The organism is Phenylobacterium kunshanense (assembly GCF_003254525.1).
GTDB lineage: Bacteria > Pseudomonadota > Alphaproteobacteria > Caulobacterales > Caulobacteraceae > Phenylobacterium > Phenylobacterium kunshanense.
On record NZ_QFYS01000003.1, the window covers coordinates 36,638 to 61,022 of the forward strand.

Consider the following 24,385-nt stretch of genomic DNA (forward strand, 5'->3'; position numbering starts at 1 on the left):
CCACGTTCGAGGAAGAGTCTGTCGCATGAAGACGCTCCGGCTAGGTCTCATCGCCCTGTGCGCGGCCGCCGCCATCCAAAGCCCGGCGCAGGCGGGCACGATGTTCCTGGGCGGCTATCCGAACCAGCTCATGGTCATCGACGAGGCCAAGGGCTCGGTCACCCAGGAGATCGACCTCAAGACCGGGCTGCCGATGAGCATGCGGCTCTCGGACGACGGAAAGCTGCTCTACGTCACCACGCTCACCACCGGCGGCATCGAGGTCATTGACGTGGCGACCCGCAAGGTCGTCAACAGCTTCAGCCTGAACTCGCCGCAGGTCCGCTACCGCTTCAACGGCGGCGTCCCCGACCGGAGCGGGCGCTATTTCTACATCGTCGGCACGCGGATCGATAAAGGCCTCGACGCCTTCCGGATCAGCAAGCAGCAATTCATGGTCGTGGACCTGCAGACCAAGCAGGTCGTCCGCACCGCCGACCTGGACGCGGAGGACCAGAAGTTCGGACCTCGCGGGCCGCTGATGCTGTCGCCCGATGGCAAGACGCTCTACGCCTTCCGCGACAAGGTCCTGGTCGTGAACACGGCCGACCTGAAGACCGTCGACCGCTTCGACCTCAGCAAGCCCGACTTCCCCGGCATGCAGGACGTGAGTTTCGGCGGCGGCGTCGGCCGGCTGCAGACGCCGGGCCAGTTCGTCTCGCTGTTCGAGACGGAAGATCCCTACATCCACAACAAGATCTTCGGGATCGCGCGGCTGGACCTGGACACTCGCCAGTTCACCTTCACGCCGATCGGCCCGTCGCCCAAGGCGCTGTCGGGGCTGGAGGTCTCGCCCGACGGCAAGAACGGCTACACGGTCGCCGTGACGGGCGACCTGGGCAACCAGCGCTGCGAGTTCTGGCGCTTCGACATCGACAAGAACAAGGCGCTCGACAAGGCGGAATTCCAGTGCCGCCGCCGGTTCTACTTCGGCATCTCCGGCAACGGGCAGAAGCTCTACATCTATGGCGCTGGCTACGACGTCGCGGTCTATGACGCCAGGACCCTCAAGCCCACGGCGGACTGGGAGCTGACCCACGACATCACCATGTCGGGCATGGTCATCACCCCGTGAGCGCTGTGATCCCGGGGGCGGCCCACGTGGCCATCCACGGCGATGGGATCGCGGCGAACTGCTGCGCGCACCTGCTTTCGCGGGCTGGCCTGTCCGTCGGGCGAACCCACCGAAACCGCACGCCGGTGCCGGCGATCCTCCTGAGCGACGCCGCGCTCGCCCTGCTGCGCAGCGTTTTCGACCGCGCCGACCTGTTCATCGACCGGCCTCGCATCACCCGCCGGATCGTCGCCTGGGGGACGGCCGACCCGGTCAGCCTGCCGCACGGCGCCGTCGTCCTGTCGGAGGGCGAACTGGATGCTGCGCTCGCCGGCCCGGCCGCGCCCGCGGCGCCGGCCGCCATGACCATCCATACCGCCCCGCCGTTCCCAGAGCCGGCGATGCGCACCTTCGGGCGGCGCGGTACGGTCGTGGCGCAGGTCCGGCTGCGCCACGCTGACGACCAATCGGCCTGCTGGATCGAGGCGACGGAGACGGGCTGGCTGTTCCTCATTCCCTCCGGGTCCGCCGCGGGGTGGCTGCTGGCCGTCGGCGCGGCGCCCGAAGCCCTTCTGGACCAGAGCCGCCACGTCGCGCCGCGCCTTGAGCTGGAAGGACCGCCGTCCGCGGCCTTCGAGACCAGCCCGCGCATGCTGGCTGCGATGGCTGGGCCGGATTGGCTGGCGTGCGGGTCGGCGGCCATCGCCTTCGATCCGATCTGCGGGGACGGTACGGCGCAGGCCGTGCGCGAGGCCATCCTGGCCAGCGCGGTGATCCGAGCGATGAGGGAGGGCGACGATCCAGCCGCGCTGCGGGTCCACTTCGAGTCCCTGATGGTCGGAGCGATGCGCCGGCACCTGCGCCTCTGCGCCCAGTTCTACGCGAGCGGCGGGGACGGGTCGTGGTGGCGCGCGCAGTTGGCCGATCTCGCCGAGGGGTTCGACTGGTGCACCGCTCGCTTGGCGAAGATGCCCGAGCCCCGGTTCGAGCTGCACGGCTTCCGGCTCGTGGAACGGGTGGCGGCGTGAAGCGGGCGCCGTCCCCGCCGGCCGCCGAGCCCGGTGCGCCCACGCCAGGGCCGCCGGTGGCGAGCTGGCGGACCTACGGGCGGCTCATGCCGTTCCTGCGGCCCTACATCCGGCCCCTCGTCCTGGTGCTGGTGATCAGCCTGTTCGGGACCGCGCTCAGTCTTGCGCAGCCCTATCTGTCCAAGCTCCTGATCGACCAGGCGCTGCTGCGCGGCGATATGGACGCGCTAGTTCAGATCGCAATCCTGATGGTGGTGGTCGCCATCGTGGCCTATGCGCTCAACATCCTGGCCAGCTATCGCTACGTCTCGGCGTCCGCGGCGATGCTGTTCGACATCCGTGTCGCGCTCCTGCGGCACCTGCAGACGTTGTCGCCGCGCTTCTATGGCGGCTTCCGGCTGGGCGATCTGATGTCGCGGCTGAACAGCGACGTGAGCGACGTTCAGCGTGTGGCCGCCGACACGCTGCTGTCGGTGCTGAGCAACGTGCTGGTGCTGGTGGGCAGCATCGTGCTCATGGTGTGGCTGGACTGGCGGCTGTTCCTGCTTGGCGTGGTGCTCATCCCAGCGTGCGTGCTGACCTTCCTGCACTACCAGCGCAAGCTCACGCTCATCACCCGCGAGATGCGAGAACGCGGCGCCGACCTCGGCAGCCTGCTGGTCGATACGGTGATGGGAATGCGCGTGGTCGCCTCGCTCCGCGCCGGCGAACATGAAGTGCGGCGCTTCGAGTCGGGCAACAACGGCTTCGTCCGGGCCATGCTGCGCATGCAGATGACGTCGTTCATGGCCGGGGCGATCCCGGGCGCCCTGCTCACGGCCTCAACCTCGGCGGTGATCCTCTACGGCGGCATGAAGATCATCGACGGCCAGATGACCATCGGCACACTCGTCGCCTTCATGACCTACCAGGGACGGCTGTTCGCGCCGATCCAGACCCTGATGGGGCTGACCGCGGGCTTGGCGTCGGCGCGGGTGTCGCTGGCGCGGATATTCGAGCTGTTCGACACGCCCGCGGAGGTCACCGAGAAGCCGGACGCGACGGGGCTTGAGCGCGTGCGGCAAGGCATCCGCTTCGAGGGGGTCTCGATGCGCTACGACCGCCAGCCGGTGCTGGTGGATATCGACCTCGACATCGCCCAGGGCAGCTTCTGCGCGATCCTGGGGCCGAGCGGGGTCGGCAAGTCGACGCTGGCCGACCTCATGGTCCGCTACCAAGATCCCCAGGCCGGCCGTATTCTTGTCGACGGGCGAGACATCCGCGATCTCAAGCTCGGCGACCTGCGCCGCGAAGTCATCCTGGTCGACCAGGCCCCGCATCTCTTCAACGACACCATCGCCGCGAACATCGCCTTCGCGATGCCCGGCGCCAGCGCGGAGGATATCGAGGCGGCTGCGCGCATGGCAGGCCTCGGCGACCTGCTGACCCGTCTGCCGGAGGGGTTGGCGACCCGGACCGGAGAACGGGGCCTGGCGCTGTCCGCGGGAGAGCGGCAGCGCGTGGCCCTAGCGCGGGCGCTCCTGCGCAAGCCCAGCGTGCTCATCCTCGACGAACCCACGTCGGCGCTGGACGGCCAAACCGAGCAATTGGTGGCCAGGGGGCTGCGCGAGGCCCTGCCGCACGCGACGATCGTGCTGATCACCCACAGGCCCGTCCTGGCCGAGATGGCGGACACCGTCGTAACGCTGGATAGCGGCCGCGCCACTATGAGGCATGCGCGGGAGGCCGCCTGTGCGTGAGCCCTCCGGGGAGGCCCTGGACGTGGCGACGGCTGAGCCCTTCGCGGGGCTGACCGGCCGGGGAATCTCGATCGCCGTGATCGACAGCGGCGTCCATCCCGCTCACGGGCACATCACGGCAAGTCGCCTCGACCCGGGCGTCATGGTCCTGCCCGATGGCATGATCGTGGAGGGAGAAGGGGTCTCGCTCGACAGGCTCGGCCATGGGACGGCGGTGACGGCCGCCATCCAGGAAAAGGCGCCTGACGCGCAGTGTATCCCGGTGCGGGTCTTTCGCGATGCGCTGAAGGCGAGCGCGGCGTCCCTGATCGCCGCCATCCGATGGTCCGTGGCGCGCGACGTGGACGTCATCAACCTCAGTCTGGGCTCGGTCAACGCGGCGCATCGCGACGCCTTTGCGGCCATCGTGGACGAGGCTGCAGCCGCGGGCGTCGTGGTGGTGGCCGCCTATGAGGCCAACGGGGCGCCCTGCTATCCCGGCTCGCTCGCGGGAGTCATCGGCGTCGAGGCCGACTGGGATTGTGCGCGCACGACGTATGGCGTGGCATGGCGGGCCGGCGCTCCGGTCGTCCGGGCATCGGGCTATCCGCGGCCCATCCCGGGCGTTCCACCGCAGCGGAACCTGTACGGCGCGAGCTTTGCGGTCGCCCAGGCCAGCGGCTTCGTTGCAAGAGCCTGCGAGGGCCTCACCAGCCGGAGCAAAGGAGCCTCCCGCGTCGGCCATGTGCGCGAACTGATGTATGCGCCTCCTCCGCCCCGGGCGATGTAGCCGGCAGCACCTCCTGGTGCAGCACGGCCCATTCGCGATCGGTTCGGAATCGCGGGCACACGTAGCGCATCTTCCTGTCCGCGCGCGCTGGAGGCCGCTTCGCTGCCTCTGAGCCGTCGCTTGGAGCGCCGGCGCCCCCTCAGAACTCCCTTACCCTCCCGGGTGCAGCCCCGGCGCTTCCTGGCCAGTGCGGGCGACATATTCCGTATAGCCGCCGCCGTACTGATGGATTCCGTCGGGCGTCAGCTCCAGCACGCGGTTCGACAAGGCCGCCAGGAAATGGCGGTCGTGCGAGACGAAGAGCATGGTGCCCTCGAAATCCGCCAGGGCCGCGACCAGCATCTCCTTGGTCGCCATGTCCAGGTGGTTGGTCGGCTCGTCGAGGACCAGCAGGTTCGGCGGGTCGAACAGCATCTTGGCCATGACCAGGCGCGCCTTCTCGCCCCCGGACAGGACGCGGCAGGGCTTCTCGACGTCGTCGCCGGAGAATCCGAAGCATCCCGCCAGGGTGCGCAGCGCGCCCTGGCCCGCCTGCGGGAACGCGCCGTCCAGCGACTCGAAGATGGTCTCCTCGCCGTCCAGCAGGTCCATCGAGTGCTGGGCGAAATAGCCCATCTTCACGCTGGCCCCGATGTTGACCGTTCCCTGGTCGGGGGCGACGGCGCCGGCCACGAGTTTCAGCAGCGTCGACTTGCCCGCGCCGTTGGCGCCTAGAACGCACCAGCGTTCCTTGCGCCGCACCAGGAAGTCGAGGCCCTCATAGATCGGCTGGGCGCCGTAGCCCTTGTGGACGCCTCGCAGGCTGATCACGTCGTCGCCCGACCGCGGCGGGCTCCTGAATTCGAACTGAACCGTCTGGCGCCGGCGCGGCGCCTCGACGCGTTCGATCTTGTCGAGCTTCTTCACCCGGCTCTGGACCTGGGCGGCGTGCGACGCGCGCGCCTTGAACTTCTCGATGAACTTGATTTCCTTGGCCAGCATGGCCTGCTGGCGCTCGTACTGCGCCTGGCGCTGCTGTTCGCTGAGCGCGCGCTGCTGGTCGTAGAAGTCGAGGTCGCCCGAATAGGTGATGAGCGAGCCGGCGTCGATCTCCACCACCTTGCCGATGATGCGGTTCATGAACGCCCGGTCGTGCGAGGTCATCAGCAGGGCGCCGTCGTAGCTCTTGAGGAAGGCCTCGAGCCAGATCAGGCTTTCCAGGTCCAGGTGGTTGCTGGGTTCGTCCAGCAGCATGGCGTCGGGCCGCATCAGGAGGATGCGCGCCAGCGCCACGCGCATCTTCCAGCCGCCGGACAGCAGGCCGACGTCGCCGTCCATGCGTTCCTGGCTGAAGCTCAGGCCCGCCAGCACCTCGCGCGCCCGCGCCTCAAGCGCATAGCCGTCCAGTTCCTGGAAGCGCTCCTGCACCTCGCCGTAGCGTTCGATGATGGCGTCGAGCTGGTCCGCCTGGTCAGGATCGACCATGGCCGCTTCCAGGCTGGCCATTTCGGCCGCCAGCGCACTGACAGGCCCGACGCCGTCCATCACCGCGGCGACCGCGCTCTGGCCGGACATCTCGCCGACATCCTGGCTGAAGTAGCCGATCGTCGTACCGGGATCGATCACGACCAGTCCGTCGTCGGGCTGCTCCTGCCCTGTGATCATGCGGAAGAGCGTCGTCTTGCCGGCGCCGTTCGGGCCGACCAGCCCGACCTTCTCGCCCTTCTGGACGCCCATCGAGGCTTCGATGAACAGGATCTGGTGGCCGTTCTGCTTGGATATGTTGTCGAGGCGGATCATCGGGCGGTCTGCTAGCCCGGGGGCGGGGAGAACGCCAGCCTCAGCCCCTGGGGCGTCTGGTCCCAGTTCGGTCACGCGATCCAGGGCGGTGGCCGGGGGCCCTGTCGCTGCACAATACATTCACGCGCAAGAGAGTGAACGTTGACTCAACCCGGGCGCTTGGACATCCTCGCCTCGACAGTCCGGCGTGAATGACCGGTGCTGCGAGAGAGGGAAGGAAACGATGAGGGCGCTTCTACTTGGCTCGGCGTGCGCCGGGACCTTGGCCGTGGCTATGCCTGCCGTGGCCCAGACCGCGTCGGGGAACACGCAGGCGACCGACGTCGGCGAGGTGATCGTCACCGCCACCCGGCGCAGCGAACGGCTGCAGGACGTTCCGCTCAGCGTCACCGCCTATTCGCAGGAGACCCTGACCGCCAAAGGCATCGTCGGCTACGAAGGGCTTGCGGTGGAAACGCCCGGGGTGGTGCTGAACCGGCCCAGCGCCAACTTCAACAACTTCACCGCGCGCGGGATCGCCACCAACGGCTATGGCGCGAACCTGCAGAGCACGGTGGCCGTCTACATCGACGAGCTGCCGATCTCGACGATCGGCAACACCACGGTCCTCGACCCGAACCTCTATGACGTGGAGCGCGTGGAGTTCCTGCGCGGGCCGCAGGGGACACTGTTCGGTTCGGGCTCGTTGTCGGGTGCGCTGCGCATCCTGACGAAGAAGCCGGACCCGTCGGGCTTCGACGCTTCGGTGCTGGTCGACCTGGGTATGACCGGCTCCGACTCCCTGCGTCAGCGCTACAACGGCATGGTCAACGTCCCCCTGGTCGAGGACAAGCTGGCGGTGCGCGCCGTGGGCTTCGTCCGCAACGAAGAGGGCTACGTCGACAACATCGGCCTGGCCCGGAAATCGAACTCCAACGACCTCGACGCGTGGGGCGGCCGGATTTCGCTGCTCTGGGCGCCCACCGATCGCCTGTCGGTCAGGCTGCTCGCCTCGTACGAGGACAGCGAGCCGAGGGACTCCTCGCTCATCAACCCCAACCTCGGCCACGACACGCGCGCGACCGACCGGCTGGACCTCTTCCAGGGGCAGCTGGTCAGCTACAACGCTACGGTCGAGTACCAGTTCAACGGGGCCCAGTTCACCAGCTCGTCCACGCTGTCGGGTTTCGACCAGAAGTTCTTCGTCGATCTGGCCGGCACGTTCCTTCCGGTCGGCGCCACCCCCACCCCGACGAGCATCGCTTTCGGCCTGGACGCCACTGCTTACATGGACACCTTCGTGGAGGAGGTGCGGCTGGCGTCCGACCCCGGGGGGCGATGGGACTGGGTTGTCGGCGGCTTCTTCCTCGATCGCCGCCTGGACGTCGACTACAACTATCGCTCCCGGCCCGACTATCTGGCCTTTCGAGGCTTCACCGGCCTGCCCGGCGAGTACTACCAGCGACAGTACAACCACACGAAGTCGCAGGAGCTCGCGGGCTTCGGTGAGGTCACCTACAGGTTCAGCGACCAGCTATGGGTGACCGGCGGCCTGCGCTACGGCGGCTTCGAGGCCCAGTCCTTCGTCGAGGGCGGGTACACGAGCAACTACCTCCTGCAGGCGCTCACGCCCGGCAATGGGCGCGCGCTGACCGTCACGCAGGTGGCGCCCGTCACCGGAGTGAAGGCCAAGGAGACCGGGCCCTCGTACAAGATCAGCGTCTCATACAAGCCCGTGCCGAACATCACGACCTACGCCACCCTCGCGACCGGCTTCCGCACCCCGGTGGTGAACGGCTTCGCCGGCCGGCCCAGCGTCGTGAACCCGAGCGACATCATCATCCCGGCGGGCGCGGATTCCGACGACCTCACCAACTACGAGATCGGCCTGAAGGGCCGCTTCCTCGATGGCCGCCTGACCGCCAACCTGGCCGCCTACTGGATCGACTGGAAGAACATCCAGGTGCAGGCCAACCGCGTCTCTGACTCGGTCCAGTTCGCCACCAACATCGGCGCAGCCTTCAGCCGCGGGCTGGAGTTCGAGATCGTTGGCGCGCCCGCCGAGGGCCTGACGATCGGTGTGAACGGAGCCTTCAACGAGGCCGAGGTGAGCAAGCTCACGCCGACCGAGGCGGCCATCTCGGGGGCCGGCGAGGGCGTCCGGCTCGCCTCGCCCAGGTTCCAGGGTGCGGCCTTCTTCAACTATGCCTTCGATCTTGCGCCCGAGGCCCGGGCCAACCTGTCGGCCACGGTCCAGCGGGTGGGCAAGTTCCCGGGCATGTTCCCCTATGTCCCCGGCCGTCCCGGCGTGCTGCAGCCGACGTACGACTACACCGAGGCCTACACCAACGTGAACGCGACCTTCGCGGTGGCCTTCGACCGGTGGACGGTCGGCGCCTACGTCGAGAACCTCTTCAACAGCCGCAAGGTCACCTACGTCCACCCCGAGGCCTTCCTCGTCAGCCGATACGCCGAGCAACGGCCGCGCACCATCGGGGTCCGTGTCGGCCGAGACTTCTAGGCGTGGCCGCCGCAGATCAGGCCGCCTCCGCGGCGGCCCCCGCCAAGGCGCAGAGACCCGCCCCAGGGGCCTGGCCGGTGCTTGTGATCCTCTGCTTCGTCTATGTCCTGAACTTCCTGGATCGGCAGCTCCTCTCGATCCTGGCCAAGCCGATCCAGGACGAGCTGGGCGTCACCGACGGCCAGCTCGGCCTGATCAGCGGGCTCTATTTCGCGCTGTTCTACTGCCTGATCTCGATCCCGGTGGGCTGGCTCGCCGACCGCACCAACCGGGCGCGGGTCCTGGCCTTCGCCTGCGGGCTGTGGAGCGCGGCGACCGTCGCGTGCGGCCTCTCGGCCAACTATGCCCAGCTCGTGGCCGCCCGGATGACCGTGGGCGTGGGTGAGGCGGGCGGGGTGCCGCCGTCCTACGCCATCATCAGCGACTACTTCCCGCCCGGCCGCCGAGGAACGGCGCTGGGCCTGTTCAACCTGGGGCCTCCGATCGGCCAGGCCCTGGGCGTGGCGTTCGGGGCCGCGATCGCGGCGGCCTACAGTTGGCGGATGGCGTTCATCGTCCTCGGCGCCATAGGCGTCGTGACGGCCTTCGTCGTCCTGTTCGGCGTGCGGGAGCCCGAGCGCGGACGCCTCGATCGCGTGGCCGGGACCGCTCCGCTCCCGTCATCCGGCCAGGCCGCGTTCTGGCCGACGGTCCGGATGTTCTTCTCGACGCCCTCCCTTGTCCTCGTCGCACTGGCGAGCGCGGCGACCCAGATCATCACCTATGGCTCCGGCAACTTCACGACCCTGTTCCTGATGCGGGAGAAGGGCATGACGCTGCCGGACGTATCCCTCTGGTACGCGCTGGTCGTGCTGGTCGGAATGGGCGGCGGGATCTTCGCGTCGGGGCGGGTGATCGACCGGTACGCGCGTAAGAGCCGGACGGCCTATGCGCTGGTTCCGGCCCTTTCGCTCTCCCTCGCGGTCGCGCCCTACCTCGCCTTCGTCTGGGCGCCTTCCTGGCCGCTGGCGCTGGTGTTCCTGCTAGGGCCGACCTTCCTCAACTACTTCTACCTGTCGTGCGCGGTGACCCTGGTGCAGGAAGAGGTGGCTCCGAACCAGCGGGTGCTGTCCGGCGCGCTGCTGCTGCTGGTGATGAACCTGGTCGGCATGGGGGTCGGCCCAACGGTTGTCGGGGCGGTGAGCGATGCGTTTCGCGACAGCCACCCGACGGGCTCGCTGCAGGTCGCGTTCTACGCCCTCGCGCCGATGTACCTAGTGGCGGTGGGGCTCTTTCTCCTGCTGGCGCGGGTGCTTGCCAAAGAGCAGGCCCGGTCCTGACCGCCACCGGCGAGTCACTTGACGCTCCCCCCGCCCCGTCTGAAAGAACTCCGCGTGCCCGAAACCCCCAAACCCCGGCGATCCTCCAAGAAGGCCGAACAGCGCGCCGAGTCGATCGAGCAGATTCTGGACGCCGCCGAGCACCTCTTCTCGAAGCACGGCCTGTACGGCGTCACCCTGAAGGACGTGGCCCAGCGGGTGGGCGTGCACCACACGCTGATGAACTACTACTTCGAGGACAAGAAGACGCTGTTCGACGCCGTGTTCGCCCGGCGCGCGGTGATCACCAGCGAACTGCGGATGAAGGCGCTGGACGAGTACGAGGCCGCCGCGGGCGACACGCCGACGGTGGAGGGCGCACTGCACGCCTTTCTCGACACCGACCTCGACCTCTACATCCAGGGCGGCGAGAGCTGGAAGAACTATGGCGCGCTGGGCGCCCTGGTATCGAACACCCCGGAGTGGGGCGCCGAGCTGATGGACAAGCACTTCGATCCGGTCGTCCTGCGCCTGATCGACCTGCTGAAGAAGGCGCTGCCGGAGTGCGCCGAAGAGGACATCTTCTGGGGCTACCACTTCGTGACCGGCGCCCTGATGGTGACGCTCGCGCGGACGGGGCGGATCGACAAGCTGTCGGGCGGCCTATGCAAGTCCGAGGACTTCGTCGCCATCAAGCAGCGGATGGCCCGGTTCATGGCCGCGGGCTTCCTCGAGATCTGCGACGCTAGAGCGCGTTCCGCAAAAGTGGGAACCGGTTTTGCGGTCAGAACGCGCTCAAACCTTTGATTTAGAGCGGCGGCGACCGCCGCCGGCGCTGTCTAGAGGGCGTTCAGCGGGATCTTCAGGTACCTGACGCCATTGTCCTCGGGCTCGGGCAGATGTCCGCCGCGCATGTTCACCTGGACCGACGGCAGGATCAGCCGGGGCATGTCCAGGGTGCGGTCGCGAGCCTCGCGCAGCGCCACGAACTCGGCCTCGTTCACGCCTTCGTGGACGTGGACGTTGGAGGTGCGCTGCACGCCGATCGTCGTCTCCCAGACAAAGGCGTCGCGACCCGGGGCCTTGTAGTCGTGACAGAGGAACACCCGGGTCTCGTCGGGGAGCTCCAGCAGGCGTCGCACCGAGCGGAACAGCGTGGCCGCATCGCCGCCGGGGAAGTCGCAGCGGGCGGTGCCGTAGTCCGGCATGAACAGGGTGTCGCCCACGAACACGGCGTCGCCGATGACGTAGGACATGCACGCCGGCGTGTGGCCGGGCGTGTGCAGCGCGACGCCCTGCAGGCCGCCGATCGTGAACCGTTCGCCGTCTTGGAACAGGTGGTCGAACTGACGCCCGTCGCGCGCGAAATCGGGCCCGGCGTTGAAAAGCCTGCCGAACGTGTCCTGGACCTTCGTGATCCGCTCGCCGATGGCCAGTTGGCCGCCCAGCGCCTCCTGAAGGTAGGGCGCGGCCGAGAGATGGTCGGCGTGGGCATGGGTCTCGATCTGCCAGACGACCTCCAGCCCTTCGGCACGTACGTAGGCCATCAGTTCGTCGGCGGACCCGTGGCTGGTGCGACCCGCGGCGGGGTCGTAGTCCAGCACGCTGTCGATGATGGCGCAGGCCGTCGAAGCCGGATCGCGGACGACGTAGCTCACCGTGAAGGTGGCCTCGTCGAAGAAGGCCTTCACCTGCGGCCGCAGCGACCGTTCCGCGCGGGCCGCCTGGACGATGGCGGCAGCCGCGGCGAGGGCGTCGTCCGTCTTCGTCATCGTCGTCGTCATCACCGTCATCCTCTCTTGTCAGCGCGCCAGGATACATATATGCGAATATGCGCAGATACAAGGCCCGGTCATGCTCAGTCTCGACGTTCCAGCCATCGTCGCCGCCATCGCCAGCGGTGTGCTCGTGGGCGCGCTGCTGGGCCTGTTCGGCGGCGGTGGATCGGTCCTGGCCACGCCGCTCCTGCTGTACGTCGTGGGCGTTCGCGATCCGCACGTGGCCATCGGCACGTCGGCGGCCGCGGTCGCGGTGAACGCCGCCATGAACCTTGCCGGGCACGCCCGCGGCGGCCGGGTGAAGTGGCCCTGCGCCATCGTCTTCGCTAGCGCGGGACTTGCGGGTTCGTTCCTGGGATCCAGCCTCGCCAAGGCCGTGGACGGCCAGAAGCTGTTGCTGGCCTTCGCGTTCGCCATGGCCGCCATCGCGCTCTCGATGCTGCGCCGGCCGCGCTCCGAGGGCGACCCGGAGGTTCACATCACCGGGGCGATGACCATGAAACTCGCGCCGATCGGCGTTCTGACGGGGCTGGCGGCCGGCTTCTTCGGCATCGGCGGCGGGTTCCTGATCGTGCCCGGCCTGATGGCGGCGACGGGGATGACGCTGGCCAACGCCACCGCCTCGTCGCTGGTCTCGGTCGCCCTGTTCGGCGCGGCGACGTCGCTGAACTACGCGAGCTCGGGCCAGGTCGACTGGCCGGTCGCCGGCCTGTTCATCGCCGGCGGAGTGGCGGGCGGTGCGCTCGGCGTACGCGGCGCGGGGCTCCTGGCGAGCCAGGCCCTGCTGGCGCGGCGGCTGTTCGCCGGCCTCGTCCTCCTGGTCGCGGCCTACGTGGCCTGGCGGTCGATCACGGGGTAGGGGCTCGGCGGCTCAGCAGCCCGCGTCGGCGTCCTGGCGGTAGATCTCAGAAAGAGTCTTCAGCACCCGCACCGCCGCGGGGTCGGCGAGCGAGTAGAAGATCGTCTGGGCTTCGCGCCGGGTCTTCACCAAGCCCTCTGAGCGCATCTTCGCGAGGTGCTGGGACGTGGCGGAGGGCGCGAGGCGCGCATGCTCGGCCAGCTCGCCCACCGAGCACTCTCCCTCCAGCAGGCGGCAGAGCAGAAGCAGGCGTTGTTCGCTGGCGAGCAGCTTCAGGAGCCGGGCCGCGCTGTGGGCGCAGTCCTGCAGGTTGGCCACGTCGTGGGGCGAGGGCGCGAGGGCGGTGGTCATCGCTTTGTGACTTAGAATGTTCGCAAATACATTCAAGCGGCTCCGGCCGATGTCATGCTGTCGCAGGCCGGCCGTCGTCGCGTAGCACGACGTAGATCGCGGGGATCACCAGCACGGTCAGCAGGGTCGATGAGGCGAGACCGAACAGCAGCGAGATCGCCAGGCCCTGGAAGATCGGGTCGGTCAGGATCACGGCCGCGCCGATCATGGCCGCCAGGGCGGTCAGCAGGATCGGCTTGAAGCGGATGGCGCCGGCCTCCAGCAGAACGTCGCGCAGGGGGCGCCCCTCGGCCTGGGTGTGGCGGATGAAATCCACCAGCAGGATCGAATTGCGCACGATGATCCCGGCCAGGGCGATGAAGCCGATCATCGACGTCGCCGTGAAGGGGGCGCGGAAGAGGATGTGGCCGATCACGATCCCGACCAGCGTCAGCGGGATCGGCGTCAGGATCACCAGGGGCAGGCGGAAGCTTTTGAACTGCGCCACCACCAGGACGTAGATGCCCAGGATGGCCACGCCGAAGGCGGCGCCCATGTCGCGGAAGGTGACCCAGGTGATTTCCCACTCGCCGTCCCAGAGGACAGTGGGTTTCAACTCGCTGTCGGGCTGGCCGTTTAGGCGGATCTCGGGCTGGGGGACGCCTTTCCACTCCCCGTCGCGGATCGCCTTGTTGACCTCGAGCATGCCGTAGATCGGGGCCTCGTAGGCTCCGGCCAGTTCGGCCATGACCATGTCCACGTCGCGACCGTCGCGGCGGAAGATGTGGGTGGCGCCTGGCGCCGAGCTGGCGGTGACCACCTCGCCCAGTTCGACCAACCGGCCGTCGCGGGTCCGCGCGACGGGCAGGGTGGCGAGCCCTTCGCCCCACGTGCGGGCCGACTGCGGGAGGCGGACGGCGATCTCCAGCGGATCGCGGCTCTCGCCCCGGTGCGCATAGCCCAGCACCTGCCCGCCCAGGGCGGCGGCGATGGAGTCGTGCACCTCGCGCTCGCTGACGCCGAGCGCCTCCAGGCGATCACGATCGGGGACGAGCCGGAGGCCCGGGCGGGGCTGACCCCAGCTGTCGTCGACATCGACGATGTAGGGCACACCCTGGAAGATCGCCTTGACCCGCTCGGCGACGGCGCGCCGCGTGGGGGCGTCGGGCCCGTAGATCTCGGCCAGCAGGGTGGCCATGACGGGCGGCCCGGGCGGGGCCTCGACCACCTTGATCGCCGCGCCGGCCGGCAGGCGCAGCTTTTCCAGGCGTTTCCGCAGGTCGAGCGCGATCTGGTGGCTGTTGCGGTCGCGGTCAGCCTTGTGGGCGAGCGCCACCGAGAGGTCGCCCATCTCGGGCCGGTTGCGCAGGTAGTAGTGGCGGACGAGGCCGTTGAAATTGAACGGCGAGGCCGTGCCGGCGTAGCTGTCGATCGCCACCACCTCGGGCAGCGTGCGGGTGATAACGGCCGCCTCGGCGAGCGTGCGCTCGGTGTCCTCCAGGGACGCGCCTTCCGGCAGGTCGACGACCACCTGCAGCTCGGACTTGTTGTCGAACGGCAGCAGCTTCACCGTCACGGTCTTGGTGGCGAACATGGCGCAAGCCACGAGCGTGGCGACACCCACGCCGATCAGGAACCGCAGGGCGCTCTGCCGCGTGGCGATGACGCGGCCGGCGACGCGGCGATAGATGCGGCCGAGCTTTCCCTCGTCGTGAGCGCCGTGGCCGCCCGCGGCCAGGGTCTGGCGGGCGAAGCGGATCATCAGCCAGGGCGCGATCACCACGGCGACGAAGAACGAGAAGACCATGGCCGCCGAGGCGTTCACCGGGATCGGCGCCATGTAAGGCCCCATCAGGCCGGACACGAACAGCATCGGCAGGAGGGCGGCCACGACAGTCAGGGTGGCGACGACGGTCGGATTGCCCACCTCGGCCACCGCCTCGACGGCGGCGTCGATCCGGCTGCGGCCGTCGTTCATCGCCCAGTGCCTGGCGATGTTCTCGATCATCACGATGGCGTCGTCGACGAGGATGCCGATGGAGAAGATCAGGGCGAACAGGCTGACGCGGTTGATGGTGTAGCCCATCAGGTTCGAGGCGAAGAGCGTCAGCAGGATGGTGGTGGGGATGACGACGGCGGTCACGCCTGCCTCGCGCCAGCCGATCGTGAAGCCGATCAGCACGACGATCGACACGGTGGCGAGCGCCAGGTGGAAGAGGAGTTCGTTGGCCTTCTCGTTGGCCGTCTCGCCGTAGTCGCGGGTCACCGCCACGTCGAGGCTGGCGGGCAGCAGCGTGCCCTTCAGGCTGTCGACCCGTTGCAGCACGGCGTGCGAGACCACCACCGCATTGGCGCCCTTGCGCTTGGCGATCGCCAGGCTGACGGCCGGGCCCTCGGTCCAGGTATCGCCGGCGCGGACCTGTCGCCAAACCCGGGCCTGGTCCTCGCGCGGCGCGGTGGTCACCCGCGCGACGTCGCGCACATAGACCCGTTCGCCCTTGACGGACGGCAGGGCCAGCAGGCCGATCTCCGTGGCGCTGGCCAGGGTGCGGCCGGAGGTGACGTCGACCGCCTGGCCGCTGTTGCGCACCTGGCCGGCGGGGAAGGCGCGGTTGGCCTGGCGGACCGTGTCCATCAGCGCGCCCAGCGACACGCCGTGCAGCGCCAGCCGGGCCGGGTCGGGCTCGACGCGAATCTCCTGCGGCCGGCCGCCGACGATGAAGGTGAGCCCGACGTCGTCGACCTTGGCCACCTCGGTGCGGAGCTTGCCGGCGATCTCGTGGAGCGCCTGGTCCGACCACTGGCCGGCCGCGCCGGGCTTGGGCGACAGCGTCAGCACCAGGCTCGGCACGTCATTGATGCCGCGGGTCTGGATCAGGGGTTCGGGAATGCCGGCGGGGATGCGGTCGTAGTTGGCGCGGACCTTCTCGTGGATGCGCACCGCCGCCGCGTCCGGATCGACGCCCACCTTGAAGCGGGCCGTGACCATCACCTGGTTGTCGTCGGCGAAGGTGTAGACGTGCTCGACCTCGGTGACGCTCTTCACGATCGCTTCGAGCGGCTTGCCCACCAGCTCGACCGCGTCGGGCGCGCGCAGGCCGGGCGCGGCGACCATGATGTCGACCATCGGCACGCTGATCTGCGGCTCCTCCTCGCGGGGGATCGACATCAGGGCGAGCAGCCCGACCGCGATGGCCGCGATCAGGATGAGCGGCGTGAGCGGCGAGCGGATCGTCGCGCGCGTGAGCCGGCCGGAAATCCCGAGATTCATCGCGCCGCCGCCGGGCTCACGACGTCGCCGGCGCGGAGGCCGGACAGCACTTCGACATTGTCGGGGGCGGAGCCGGGCGCGGTCTGGATGGGCGTTTCCGACAGGGTTCCGTCGGCGCGGACGAGGCGCACGTAGTCGACGCCGAACCGCGTGGCGACATATCGACGGGGGATTACGATGGCCTTGCGCTCGCCGATCTTGACGCTGGCGCGGACGCGCTGACCGACCCGGTCCTGCGGCAGGTTCGGGGCGGTCACGTCCGCCATCACCTGTCCGCCGGTGACGGCCGGATAGACCTGGATGATCGTGCCCTGCCCACCGGCGCCCGGCAGGTCCTCGGCGCTGAGCCGCACGGTGTCTCCGACCTTGAGCGCCGCCGCGTCGGCCTCGGGCAGTTCCAGCCGCACGACCGGCGGGCCGGCAGTGATCCTGGCGATCGTCTGCCCGGGCATCACCACGGAGCCGACCGGCACGTCGGCGCCGAGCACCCGGCCCGCTGCAGGCGCGACGATGGCGCCCTGGCCCGCGAGCTCGGCGCTGGCGCCCCGCTGGGCGCGCGCGGCGGCGAGCGCCGCGCTGGCGGCCCGCGCCTGGGCCTGGACCTGCTCCAGCCGCGCCTTGGCGTAGACGCCGTGCTCGAAGAGATCCTGCGTCCGGGCGAGGTCGGCCTGGGCGCGCTCGGCCTCGGCGGCGGCGGCGCGCACCTGGGCGTCGAACGCGCTGGTCTCGAGATTGAGCCGGTCGTCCTGGATGCGGGCGATCACCTGACCCTGACGGACAACGTCGCCTTCCTTGACGTTGAGCGAGACGAGCACGCCGGGAATGCGCGCGCGGGCATCGGCCATGTCGCGCGTCGTCAGTGTGGCGGGGGCAGGCTTCAGGTCGGCCACGGTCTGGACCTGGACCGTCAGTCGGCCGGCGGCCGGGGCCGCCTGGGCCCGCGGCGTCTCAGGTTCGGAGCGGCCGCAACTCGCCAGCGCCAGGGCGGCGGCTGCGACGGCGGTCGCCAGGTGAAGCCGGCTCGGCATGACTCTCCGCCTCCCGTACGTGGTGTGTCAGCGGGGATCGCGGACGTGGCCGGTGGCGACGTCGAGGCTGACGGTCGGCAGGCCGGCCGCCTTCCAGGCGGTGATGCCGCCGGCGAGATGGGCGTCGATCTCATGCCCAGCCTTTCGGCACCGCTCCACGGCCATTCCTGAGCGCTTGCCCGTCCCGCACTGGAAGACGATCAGCTTGTCGCCGGCCTCGGGCAGCGCCCCCGGATCGAAAGTGGAGAGAGGAAAATTCAGGGCGCCGTGGATGCGCTCGGCCGCGAACTCGGCGGGCTCGCGCACGTCCACGAGCAGGATGCGGTGCTCGTCCAGGGCGGACTTCACCTCTGGGGCGGTCAGGTCTCGGGTCTTGGGGGCGCCGAACATGGGATGGCTCCTTAGGAAGCTTGTGGAAGCGAGCAGAACTGGCGCGCCAGGGTCTCGACGAGCGCGCGGGCAGGGCCGCTCTGCAGGCCGTAGAAGATCTGCTGTCCCTCGCGCCGGGCGGACACGACGCCCTCGCGGCGCAGGAGGCCCAGATGCTGCGACGCCAGGGTCTCGCGCGCGCCCAGCATCTGCGCGAGCGCGCCAACCGACTGTTCGCCCTCCGTCAGGGCGCACACGATCATCAGCCGGTGCGGATTGGCCATCGCCTTCAGCAGGGCGCAGGCGTCGTCCGCCGAGTCCTTCATCATGCGAGGGTCAAAATTCATATTTGCGTATATGCGCGATTTCACATATTTAGTCAATCGACATCACGTTACGCGGACCCAAGCCGGCGGGACGTGATGCACATCAAAGCCCTCCGGACCGGCGCGTCTCAGACTGCCGGCCGGCTGGGGCCTCCGGAGGAGATTGGCCTATGGGCAAGCCGCGCATCGTCGTCCTGGGAGCCGGGCTCGGTGGCTCCATCGCCGCCTTCGAGATCAAGGACGCCGTCGGCGACAGGGCCGAGGTTTCGGTCGTATCGAACGGCGACACCTTCCATTTCGTCCCGTCCAATCCCTGGGTCGCGGTGAACTGGCGGACCCGCAAGGCGATCGAGGTCGACCTGCCGCCCGTCTTCCAAAAGCGGAAGATCGGATTCACCGGCGTCGGGGTGAAGCGGGTCGCGCCCCAGGAAAACCGGCTCGAGCTGAATGACGGCTCCAGTCTGGCCTACGACTACCTCGTCATCGCGACCGGCCCCGAACTCGCATTCGATGAGATCGCCGGGCTCGGCCCGCACGGCGGGCATACCCAGTCCATCTGCCATGTCGATCACGCGGAACGGGCGGCGCAGGCCTTCGAGCAGTTCGTCGCGAACCCGGGCCCGATCGTCGTGGGGGCCGTGCAGGGCGCGTCCTGCTTCGGCCCGGCCTACGAATTCGCGATGATCCTCGACACCGAGCTGAAGCGCCGCAAGGTCCGCGACCGGGTGCCGATGACCTTCGTCACCTCCGAACCCTACATCGGCCATCTCGGACTGGATGGCGTAGGCGACACCAAGGGCCTGCTCGAGAGCGAGATGCGGGACCGCCACATCAAGTGGATCACAAACGCCAAGGTGGCGTCGGTCGAGGCCGGCATGATGCACGTCGAGGAGGTCGGCGAGGACGGCGCGGTGAAGGCCACGCATGACCTGCCGTTCGCCTACTCGATGATGCTGCCGGCGTTCCGGGGCGTCGAAGCGGTGCGCGGCATCGAGGGGCTGGCCAACCCTCGCGGGTTCATCGTGGTGGACAAGCACCAGCGCAACCCGACGTTCCCGAACGTCTTCGCCCTGGGCGTCTGCGTGGCCATCGCCCCCACTGGCAAGACCCCGGTGCCGGTGGGCGTGCCGAAGACGGGCTTCATGATCGAAAGCATGGTGACCGCCATCGCCGCCAATCTGCGCCAGCTCATTGCCGGCGACGAACCGACCAGCGAGGCGACCTGGAACGCCATCTGCCTGGCCGACTTCGGCGACGGGGGCGTCGCGCTCGTGGCCCAGCCGCAGATCCCGCCGCGCAACGTCAACTGGTCGGCGCACGGCAAGTGGGTCCACCTCGCCAAGGTGGGGTTCGAGAAATACTTCATCGGCAAGGTGAAGCGCGGCGAGAGCGAGCCGTTCTACGAGAAGCTGGCGCTGGACGTCATGGGCGTCCGCAAGCTGAAGGACTGAGCCGCCATGCGCCAGTTCGTCTGTCCGGACTGCGGCGCCGTGAACCGGGCGCCGGATGGGAAGGATCCTCGCGAGGCCCGCTGCGGTCGATGCAAGGCCGTCGTCTTTTCGGGCCAGCCACTCGAGGTGAACGGCGCGCAGCTGCGGAAGCATCGGGACTCCACCAAGGGCGTGGCCCTGCTGCTCGACGTCTGGGCGCCCTGGTGTGGCCCCTGCCGCGCGATGGCCCCGCAGTTCGCAGCGGCCGCCGCGAAGCTGGAGCCCCAGGTGCGGCTTCTGAAACTCAATTCCGAAGAAGAGCAGCAGGCCGCCGCCGATCTTGGCGTCACGGGCATTCCGGCGCTCTTCCTGTTTCTTGACGGGCGGATTGTCGCCCGCTCGGCCGGACTGATGAACGCCGACCAGATCACAGCCTGGACCCGCCAGGCGCTCGCGCAGGCCAAGGCCGGCGCCCAGACCGGAGCTTGAGAGATGACTGTCGACCGCGCTGTCTTCGCCTTCGCCGGCGTCGTGGTCCTCCTGGGCGTCGCGCTCGCGCACTACGTCCACCCGTGGTGGATCGCCTTGCCGGTGTTCGCGGGGCTGAACATGTTCCAGGCCGCATTCACGGGATTTTGCCCCGCGGCCATGATCTTTAAGAAGCTGGGCGTCCGGCCCGGGGCCGCGTTCCGGTGAACAGCCTTCGACGGCTGGCTGCGCTCGCCGCCTGCGCCGCGTGTCTCACGCCCGTCTCCGTTCAGGCCCTGACGCTGGACGAGGCCATCCTGCTCGCCCGACGCCACAATCCGGCCCTGGCGCAGAGCGAGGCGCAGGCGGATGCCGCAAAGGCGCGGGTGACGCAGGCCTACGCCGCTGGACTGCCGTCCGTAACGCTGAGCGGGGAGGCCGGGACGGGCGAGACCGACCTCGGCGGTTTCTTCGGCTTCGGCAAGGCCGATGTGGATCCCCGCGCCGGCGCGGTCGAGCTGCGCCAGCCGCTGTTCGCGGGCGGGGCGATCGTGGCCGGTGTCGCGCGGGCAAGGGCAGGGAAGGATGCGGCGCTGGCCCAGGCCGGCGGCGCGCGGGCGCTGCTGTCGGCCCAGGTCGCGGACGCCTATGTCGGCGTGCTGAGCGCGCGGGAACTGCTGGCGCTGAACGAGGCCCAGGTCGCCCAGATGCAGGAGGTCGCGCGCCAGGCGGATCTGCGTTTCTCGCGTGGGGAAATCCCTCGCACAGACCTCAGCCAGGCGCAGGCGCGTCTGGCCGAAGCGCGCGCGGGACTCGCGCGAGCCGAGGGGGAGGTAGAGCGCAGCCGGGCCCACTTCCTTGCGGTCGTGGGCGCGGAGCCTGACGATCTGGCGACGCTGGGCGAGGCGCCGCCGACACCCTCCAGCCTGGAGGAGGCGCTTGCGGAAGCTCGCCGCGCCAATCCCGCGCTAAGGGCTGCCGAGGCGGCCGAGCGCGCCGCGAGGGCGGGCGTCCGCGAGGCCCAGGCGGGTCGGCTGCCCACCATCGCCGCCACGGCCACCGTGTCCACGGTCCGCGACAAGTTCTTCCCGGGCTACCGGGCCGACGATGTCATGGTCGGGGTGCAGGGACGCTGGACCCTGTTTTCGAGCGGGGCGATCAGCGGGCGGGTGTCCGAGGCTCGCGCCGAGGCCCGGGCCGCGGAAGCGAGCCGACGCGGCGCCGAAGCCGGCGTGCGGGAGGCGGTGATCGGCGCATGGGCCGATGTGGTGACCGCCAGGGCGGTCCTGCAGGCGGCGACCGACCAGGCCGCCGCGGCCTCCAGCGCGCTGGAGAGCGTGCGGCACGAAGTCAGGGTCGGGCAGAAGCCGACGCTCGACCTGCTCGACGCCCAGCGTGAATCCCTCGCGGCGCGCAGCGGACTGGTGGCGGCTCGCGGTCAACTCATCGGGTCCGCCTATCGGCTCCAGGCGCTGCTTCGCGGCGAGTGAAGGCGGCGGGAATCGCTGCAGCGCTCATGGCTCGGACTGAGAAATTCTCAGTCGTCGCAGTTTCGTGGGTGAGACTGTCTTTGCCCTGTCATGTCCATGCGCCAATGCCTCCAGCGTACCGGAGGACACCCCGTGCTGCGCCTGTTGACCCTGTGCCTCGCCCTGATCGTTCCCACCTGCGCCTGGAGCGCCGCGCCTCTTGGATCGGCGCAGAACCCACTGCGCGTCGTGCTGATTCCGGCGGACGGCGGGACCGAGGACGGGACCCGGGCTGACTTCCAGCCCGTCTTCAACGCCATCACCCGGACGTCGGGCCTGCATTTCACCCTACGCGTGGGACAATCCTACAACGCGGTGGTCGAGGCGATGTGCAACGGCTCGGCCGACGTCGCCTTCTTCGGGCCGGTCGCCTATGTCCAAGCCCGGAAGCGGGGCTGCGCTGAGCTGCTGGCCGTCTCCGTCGAGAATGGCCGCTCGACCTACTACGCGGGGATCTTCGCGCGGACCAAGGGGCCGGTGCGCCGCATCGCCGACCTCAAAGGGCGGCGGGTGGCGTTCGGCGACCTGAATTCGGCCTCGTCCTTCATCGCCCAGGCTGCGATGCTGCTGGACGCGCGGATCGATCCCGTCCGCGACCTCGGCGCGGTTCGGCTGACCGGCAGCCATGCGAGCAGCCTGGCGGCCCTGGTGCAGGGGCAGGCCGACGCGGCGGCCCTGTCGTTCGACTCCTTCGAAAAGGCCGTGAACCAGGGCGTCGTGTCGCCCCGGGAGGTCTCGGTCGTCGCCCGCAGCGCGCCGATCCCGAACCCGCCGCTGGGCATGAGCACGCGCCTGCCGCCGGCGCTGAAGACCCGCCTCAAGCGCGCCTTCGCCACCGTCGCCCGCGCGCCCGGGGTGACGCCGGACATGATCCGAGGCTATGGCGGTAAGCGGGTCGACGGCTACGACACGACCTATCCTGAGCGGAACTACGCCGCCGCCGCCGCCATGCTGGCGCGGGTGGACGATCCCCTGAAGGCGGCGATCCTGAAGAAGGCGGCCGCCCGGTGAGCGGCGATCCGCACGTGGCGTTCGTCGGGGCCTCCAAGCGGTTCGCCGAGGGCGCGCAGGCCCTGGCCGATGTCACCTTCCATGTCCCGCGCGGGCAATTCTGCGCGCTGGTGGGTCCCTCTGGCAGCGGCAAGTCGACCCTGTTGCGCGCGGTGAACGGCCTGACCCAGCTCAGCGGCGGCGAGGTCCGGGTCGACGGCGTGCGGGTGGACGCGGCCAGTCTTCCGCGGATCCGCCGCAAGGTCGGCATGGTCCACCAGGACTTCGGGCTCGTCAGCCGTGCCAGCGTGGCCGAGAACATGATCGCCGGCGCGATCGCCGAGATCCCCACGTGGCGCGCGCTGCTGGGCCTCTATCCGGCCGCGCACCAGGCGAAGGCCTGCGCGCTCCTGGCCGAGGTGGGGCTGGCGCCCGAGCATCTGCCCCGCCGGGTGTCGGAGCTTTCGGGCGGCCAGCGCCAGCGCGTCGGCATCGCCCGCGCCCTGATGCTGGATCCCGAGGTCCTCGTGGCCGACGAGCCGGTCGCCAGCCTCGATCCACGCGCAAGCGAGGAGGTGCTGGACCTCATGCGCCGCGAGGCGCTGGCCCGCGGGGTGACGGTCCTTTGCAGCCTGCACCAGCTCGATCTGGCCCGGCGGTTCGCCGACCGCATCGTCGCGCTACGGGCCGGTCGGCTCATGTTCGACGGCCCGACGGACGCGTTCGATGCGGCGACCGAGATGGCGATCTACGGTCCCGTGAAGGAGAGCGCCCAATGACCCTCGCACGCGACGACGCACCCGCGCGCGCGGCCGCCGGCTGGCGCTTTCCGACGGCGATGCGGCCGCGCACGCTGTTAGCATGGCTGCTCCTTCTCGCGGCGGTACTGGTGTCGGCGCCCAGCGTCGAGGCCGGCCGGATGCTGCGGATGACGGGGGAGGCGGCCTCCGCGCTGGTGGCCGGAGGCGACTCCCAGGTGCTGGACGGCCTGGGCGCCATCGGCCGGCAGCTCGTTCCCCTGCAGATCGCGGAGCGCCGGGAGGTGTCCCGGATCGAAGGCTTCAACCGGAACCATCTGCCGCCATTTTCGCACGTCGAGGTGGCGGAGACCCGCACCGAACGGCTCGATCCCGAGACCCTGGAAATGCGCGCCGTCGTCGAGCGCACCGAGTACCTGGTCGAGCCCTTCGGTTATCTCGCCCACGTGGGCGTGAAGCTGTGGGAGACCTTGATGATCGCCTTCTGGGGCACGCTGCTCGCGGTGATCATGAGCGCCCCGCTCGCGTTCCTCTCGGCCCGCAACCTCACGCCGCACCCTGCCGTCTATGGCGCAGCCCGCGCGGTCGTCAGCCTGCTGCGAGCCGTGCCCGAGCTGGTCAGCGCGCTGTTCCTGGTGGTGGCCTATGGATTCGGGCCGATCGCCGGCGTCCTGGCGTTGGCGCTGCACGGCGCGGGGTTTCTCGGCAAGTTCTACGCCGAGGATGTGGAAGCGGCCGACCCGAAGCCGCAGGAGGCCCTGGCCGCCACGGGAGCCAACCGCCTCAAGGTGCTGCGCTTCGCCATCCTGCCGCAGGTGCTGCCGCAATACATCGGCTACACGCTCTACGTCCTGGACCGGAATTTCCGCATGGCCACCGTCGTCGGGCTCGTGGGCGCCGGCGGCATCGGCCAGGAGCTCAAAGGCCGCTTCGACATGTACAACTACCACCACGTCGGCACGATCCTGGTGGCCATGTTCGCAGCGGTGTTCCTGATCGACCAGGTCTCCGCCCGGTTGCGGCGGGCGCACTTCTAGCGGGGC

The 24,385-nt window shown here is 69.4% G+C and carries 22 protein-coding genes; 15 read left to right on the top strand and 7 right to left on the bottom strand.

Annotated elements, in window-relative coordinates; translation table 11 throughout:
* The first annotated feature begins 25 nt into the window (after positions 1-25).
* The 4 genes from DJ019_RS08285 to qhpE are packed head-to-tail and all read left to right on the top strand — an operon-like array spanning position 26 to position 4,629.
* Positions 26-1,114, top strand: a complete 1,089-nt coding sequence (locus DJ019_RS08285; RefSeq protein WP_111275556.1) for a YncE family protein — start codon at positions 26-28, stop codon at positions 1,112-1,114.
* Positions 1,111-2,121, top strand: a complete 1,011-nt coding sequence (locus DJ019_RS08290; protein ID WP_205854115.1) for a hypothetical protein — start codon at positions 1,111-1,113, stop codon at positions 2,119-2,121. The genes DJ019_RS08285 and DJ019_RS08290 overlap by 4 nt, the downstream gene beginning before the upstream one ends.
* Positions 2,118-3,860, top strand: a complete 1,743-nt coding sequence (locus DJ019_RS08295; RefSeq protein WP_205854116.1) for an ABC transporter ATP-binding protein — start codon at positions 2,118-2,120, stop codon at positions 3,858-3,860. Before DJ019_RS08290 ends, DJ019_RS08295 begins: the two co-directional genes overlap by 4 nt.
* Positions 3,853-4,629: a subtilisin-like serine protease QhpE gene (gene qhpE, locus DJ019_RS08300; RefSeq protein WP_205854117.1), complete on the top strand. Its 777-nt coding sequence runs from the start codon at positions 3,853-3,855 to the stop codon at positions 4,627-4,629. The genes DJ019_RS08295 and qhpE overlap by 8 nt, the downstream gene beginning before the upstream one ends.
* A gap of 150 nt (positions 4,630-4,779) precedes the next feature.
* Here qhpE and DJ019_RS08305 read toward each other — a convergent pair whose 3' ends face one another.
* Positions 4,780-6,408, bottom strand: a complete 1,629-nt coding sequence (locus DJ019_RS08305) for an ABC-F family ATP-binding cassette domain-containing protein (RefSeq protein WP_111275560.1) — start codon at positions 6,406-6,408, stop codon at positions 4,780-4,782.
* A gap of 274 nt (positions 6,409-6,682) precedes the next feature.
* Between DJ019_RS08305 and DJ019_RS08310 the strand changes: the two genes are divergently transcribed.
* The 3 genes from DJ019_RS08310 to DJ019_RS08320 all read left to right on the top strand — a co-directional run bounded on the left by DJ019_RS08310 (position 6,683) and on the right by DJ019_RS08320 (position 11,013).
* A complete protein-coding gene (locus DJ019_RS08310) occupies positions 6,683-8,908 on the top strand; it encodes a TonB-dependent receptor (RefSeq protein ID WP_240606430.1) in 2,226 nt (741 codons plus the stop codon).
* Between the two features lie 77 nt (positions 8,909-8,985).
* The gene (locus DJ019_RS08315; protein WP_111275907.1) at positions 8,986-10,227 is read left to right on the top strand and encodes a spinster family MFS transporter; all 1,242 of its coding nucleotides are present in this window, start codon (positions 8,986-8,988) and stop codon (positions 10,225-10,227) included.
* Between the two features lie 54 nt (positions 10,228-10,281).
* Positions 10,282-11,013: a TetR/AcrR family transcriptional regulator gene (locus DJ019_RS08320; protein WP_111275562.1), complete on the top strand. Its 732-nt coding sequence runs from the start codon at positions 10,282-10,284 to the stop codon at positions 11,011-11,013.
* Between the two features lie 32 nt (positions 11,014-11,045).
* Here DJ019_RS08320 and DJ019_RS08325 read toward each other — a convergent pair whose 3' ends face one another.
* Complete coding sequence (locus DJ019_RS08325; RefSeq protein WP_240606417.1) at positions 11,046-11,990, bottom strand: MBL fold metallo-hydrolase; 945 nt, start codon at positions 11,988-11,990, stop codon at positions 11,046-11,048.
* A 70-nt stretch (positions 11,991-12,060) separates the two neighbouring features.
* Between DJ019_RS08325 and DJ019_RS08330 the strand changes: the two genes are divergently transcribed.
* A complete protein-coding gene (locus DJ019_RS08330; RefSeq protein WP_111275564.1) occupies positions 12,061-12,843 on the top strand; it encodes a sulfite exporter TauE/SafE family protein in 783 nt (260 codons plus the stop codon).
* 12 nt (positions 12,844-12,855) lie between these two features.
* On the opposite strand, the gene DJ019_RS08335 is transcribed toward DJ019_RS08330, so the two are convergent.
* Genes DJ019_RS08335 through DJ019_RS08355 form a run of 5 tightly spaced genes read right to left on the bottom strand, consistent with a single transcriptional unit; the run spans position 12,856 to position 18,170 of the window.
* Complete coding sequence (locus tag DJ019_RS08335) at positions 12,856-13,194, bottom strand: ArsR/SmtB family transcription factor (protein ID WP_111275565.1); 339 nt, start codon at positions 13,192-13,194, stop codon at positions 12,856-12,858.
* A 52-nt stretch (positions 13,195-13,246) separates the two neighbouring features.
* On the bottom strand, positions 13,247-16,444 hold the full coding sequence (locus DJ019_RS08340; protein ID WP_111275566.1) for an efflux RND transporter permease subunit: 3,198 nt from the start codon (positions 16,442-16,444) through the stop codon (positions 13,247-13,249).
* Positions 16,441-17,472, bottom strand: coding sequence for an efflux RND transporter periplasmic adaptor subunit (locus tag DJ019_RS08345; protein ID WP_111275567.1), 1,032 nt, complete (start codon positions 17,470-17,472; stop codon positions 16,441-16,443). Before DJ019_RS08345 ends, DJ019_RS08340 begins: the two co-directional genes overlap by 4 nt.
* 27 nt (positions 17,473-17,499) lie before the next feature.
* Complete coding sequence (locus DJ019_RS08350; RefSeq protein ID WP_111275568.1) at positions 17,500-17,862, bottom strand: rhodanese-like domain-containing protein; 363 nt, start codon at positions 17,860-17,862, stop codon at positions 17,500-17,502.
* A gap of 11 nt (positions 17,863-17,873) precedes the next feature.
* On the bottom strand, positions 17,874-18,170 hold the full coding sequence (locus DJ019_RS08355) for an ArsR/SmtB family transcription factor (protein WP_240606418.1): 297 nt from the start codon (positions 18,168-18,170) through the stop codon (positions 17,874-17,876).
* A gap of 167 nt (positions 18,171-18,337) precedes the next feature.
* Between DJ019_RS08355 and DJ019_RS08360 the strand changes: the two genes are divergently transcribed.
* The 7 genes from DJ019_RS08360 (at position 18,338) to phnE (ending at position 24,379) form a co-directional block, all read left to right on the top strand.
* Positions 18,338-19,618, top strand: coding sequence for an NAD(P)/FAD-dependent oxidoreductase (locus DJ019_RS08360; protein ID WP_111275570.1), 1,281 nt, complete (start codon positions 18,338-18,340; stop codon positions 19,616-19,618).
* A 6-nt stretch (positions 19,619-19,624) separates the two neighbouring features.
* A complete protein-coding gene (locus DJ019_RS08365; RefSeq protein ID WP_111275571.1) occupies positions 19,625-20,086 on the top strand; it encodes a thioredoxin domain-containing protein in 462 nt (153 codons plus the stop codon).
* Positions 20,087-20,089: 3 nt separating this feature from the next.
* Positions 20,090-20,293 carry a YgaP family membrane protein gene (locus DJ019_RS08370; protein WP_111275572.1) on the top strand — a complete coding sequence of 68 codons (204 nt, stop codon included), beginning with the start codon at positions 20,090-20,092 and terminating at the stop codon, positions 20,291-20,293.
* A complete protein-coding gene (locus tag DJ019_RS08375; protein ID WP_111275573.1) occupies positions 20,290-21,555 on the top strand; it encodes a TolC family outer membrane protein in 1,266 nt (421 codons plus the stop codon). Before DJ019_RS08370 ends, DJ019_RS08375 begins: the two co-directional genes overlap by 4 nt.
* 132 nt (positions 21,556-21,687) lie before the next feature.
* On the top strand, positions 21,688-22,605 hold the full coding sequence (locus DJ019_RS08380) for a phosphate/phosphite/phosphonate ABC transporter substrate-binding protein (RefSeq protein WP_205854119.1): 918 nt from the start codon (positions 21,688-21,690) through the stop codon (positions 22,603-22,605).
* Complete coding sequence (locus DJ019_RS08385) at positions 22,602-23,363, top strand: phosphonate ABC transporter ATP-binding protein (RefSeq protein ID WP_205854120.1); 762 nt, start codon at positions 22,602-22,604, stop codon at positions 23,361-23,363. Before DJ019_RS08380 ends, DJ019_RS08385 begins: the two co-directional genes overlap by 4 nt.
* The gene (gene phnE, locus DJ019_RS08390; protein ID WP_205854121.1) at positions 23,360-24,379 is read left to right on the top strand and encodes a phosphonate ABC transporter, permease protein PhnE; all 1,020 of its coding nucleotides are present in this window, start codon (positions 23,360-23,362) and stop codon (positions 24,377-24,379) included. Before DJ019_RS08385 ends, phnE begins: the two co-directional genes overlap by 4 nt.
* Positions 24,380-24,385: the final 6 nt, after the last annotated feature.